A 2541-nucleotide genomic window follows, 5' to 3' on the forward strand; every position below is an offset into this window, starting at 1 on the left:
GCTTTCGGCGCGCACCGGATGGGACCTGCCGGTCATCGGCACCATCGACGTCTACCGCAACTCTTCGGCTATCTACAGCTTCGCCCCGGCTGACGCGGTGATTGGCGAGGCGCATGCGTTCTTCGACAATGTCGGCGTCGTTCCGACCGGCACCTACGGGCTCGCCGAACGTTGCCCGCTGCTGGCGCTGCGCTCGCCAAGGCGCTAAGGGGCACCTATGAAATTCCTTCGCGATCCCATCAGCGAAAGACCGCGTTCCTGATGCGAATCCAGGCCGGGAAAAATTTCGCGCGGTTCGTTCCTTGCGCGCGCCTTGACTCTCGAAACCCTCCGGCCTATCTCAGCGCCACGTTAGCACTCGCCTTGCGTGAGTGCTAACTCATATCCGGCCTCGCCGGATGGAGGAACAGTTCTCACCGTTCTCATCGAGGAAGACACTTATGGCAAAGTCCAAGTTCCGCCCGCTTCATGACCGCGTGGTCGTTCGCCGGGTCGAATCCGAATCCAAGACCGCCGGCGGGATCATCATCCCGGATACGGCGAAGGAGAAGCCGCAGGAGGGCGAGATCATCGCCGTCGGCTCCGGCGCTCGCGACGAAGCCGGCAAGCTCGTGCCGCTCGACGTCAAGGCCGGCGACCGCATCCTGTTCGGCAAGTGGTCCGGCACCGAAGTCAAGCTCAATGGCGAAGACCTTCTGATCATGAAGGAATCCGACATCATGGGCATCATCGGCTGAACATCGGCCTCACCGTCAACTGAATCTTGAATCTGCGGGTTCGCCCCGAACCCCTGCCAGGAGCTTACAATGGCTGCAAAAGACGTAAAATTCTCCCGTGATGCCCGCGAGCGCATGCTGCGCGGCGTCAACATCCTCGCCGACGCGGTGAAGGTGACGCTGGGCCCCAAGGGCCGCAACGTCGTCATCGACAAGTCGTTCGGCGCCCCGCGCATCACCAAGGACGGCGTCACCGTCGCCAAGGAGATCGAACTTGAGGACAAGTTCGAGAACATGGGCGCGCAGATGGTCCGCGAAGTCGCTTCGAAGACCAACGACATCGCCGGCGACGGCACCACGACCGCGACCGTTCTCGCCCAGGCGATCGTCCAGGAAGGCCACAAGGCGGTTGCCGCCGGCATGAACCCGATGGACCTGAAGCGCGGCATCGACCTCGCCGTGACCGAAGTCGTCGTCGCTCTCGGCAAGGCCGCCAAGAAGATCAAGACCTCCGAGGAAGTCGCTCAGGTCGGCACGATCTCGGCCAATGGCGACGAGTCGGTCGGCGCCATGATCGCGGAAGCGATGCAGAAGGTCGGCAACGAAGGCGTCATCACCGTCGAGGAAGCCAAGACCGCCGAGACCGAGCTGGAAGTCGTCGAAGGCATGCAGTTCGACCGCGGCTACCTGTCGCCCTACTTCGTCACCAACGCCGACAAGATGGTCGCCGATCTGGAAGACGCCTACATTCTCCTCCACGAGAAGAAGCTCTCCAACCTGCAGGCCATGCTGCCGGTGCTCGAGGCTGTCGTGCAGACCTCGAAGCCGCTGCTCATCATCTCGGAAGACGTCGAAGGCGAGGCGCTGGCCACGCTGGTCGTCAACAAGCTGCGCGGTGGCCTGAAGATCGCCGCCGTCAAGGCTCCGGGCTTCGGTGACCGCCGCAAGGCCATGCTGGAAGACATCGCCATCCTCACCGGTGGCCAGGTCATCTCGGAAGATCTCGGCATCAAGCTTGAGAATGTCGGCCTCAACATGCTCGGCCGCGCCAAGAAGGTGTCGATCTCCAAGGAGAACACCACCATCGTCGACGGCGCCGGCAAGAAGGCAGAGATCCAGGGCCGCGTCGCCCAGATCAAGCAGCAGATCGAGGAGACCACCTCGGACTACGACAAGGAGAAGCTGCAGGAGCGTCTGGCCAAGCTCGCAGGCGGCGTCGCGGTGATCCGCGTCGGCGGCGCGACCGAGGTCGAGGTCAAGGAAAAGAAGGACCGCGTTGATGACGCCCTGAACGCGACCCGTGCGGCCGTGGAAGAAGGCATCGTTGCCGGCGGCGGCGTGGCCCTGCTGCGCGCTTCTGGCAATCTCAAGGCTACCGGCGCCAACTCCGACCAGGCCGCCGGCATCAACATCGTGCGTCGCGCGCTGCAGGCTCCGGCCCGCCAGATCGCGGCCAACGCCGGTGCTGAAGCCTCGATCGTTGCCGGCAAGATCCTCGACAACAAGGGCGCCACCTTCGGCTACAACGCCCAGACCGGCGAGTATGGCGACATGATCGCCATGGGCATCGTCGACCCGGTCAAGGTCGTGCGCACCGCCCTGCAGGACGCGGCCTCGGTCGCTGGCCTGCTGGTCACCACCGAAGCCATGATCGCCGAAGCTCCGAAGAAGGAAGCTGCCGGCGGTATGCCGGGCGGTATGCCGGGCGGTGGCATGGGTGGCATGGGCGGCATGGACTTCTAAGAAAGTCCATAAAGCACGCCCATCACCTTACGTTGCTCAAGCCCGCAAGCGGGCTTGAGTGGCGGCATGGACTTCTAAGAAG

Annotated in this window: 2 protein-coding genes and 1 pseudogene; all 3 read left to right on the top strand. The window is 63.6% G+C overall.

Features of this window, described 5'->3' with window-relative positions; all coding sequences use genetic code 11:
• A pseudogene (locus EN781_RS30430) lies at positions 1-208 on the top strand (methyltransferase type 11); the annotation flags it as partial.
• 232 nt (positions 209-440) lie between these two features.
• Complete coding sequence (gene groES, locus EN781_RS30435) at positions 441-737, top strand: co-chaperone GroES (protein WP_006203049.1); 297 nt, start codon at positions 441-443, stop codon at positions 735-737.
• 69 nt (positions 738-806) lie between these two features.
• Positions 807-2459 carry a chaperonin GroEL gene (gene groL / locus EN781_RS30440; protein WP_127400630.1) on the top strand — a complete coding sequence of 551 codons (1653 nt, stop codon included), beginning with the start codon at positions 807-809 and terminating at the stop codon, positions 2457-2459.
• Positions 2460-2541: the final 82 nt, after the last annotated feature.

This window comes from Mesorhizobium sp. M4A.F.Ca.ET.090.04.2.1 (genome assembly GCF_003999085.1).
Lineage (GTDB): Bacteria > Pseudomonadota > Alphaproteobacteria > Rhizobiales > Rhizobiaceae > Mesorhizobium.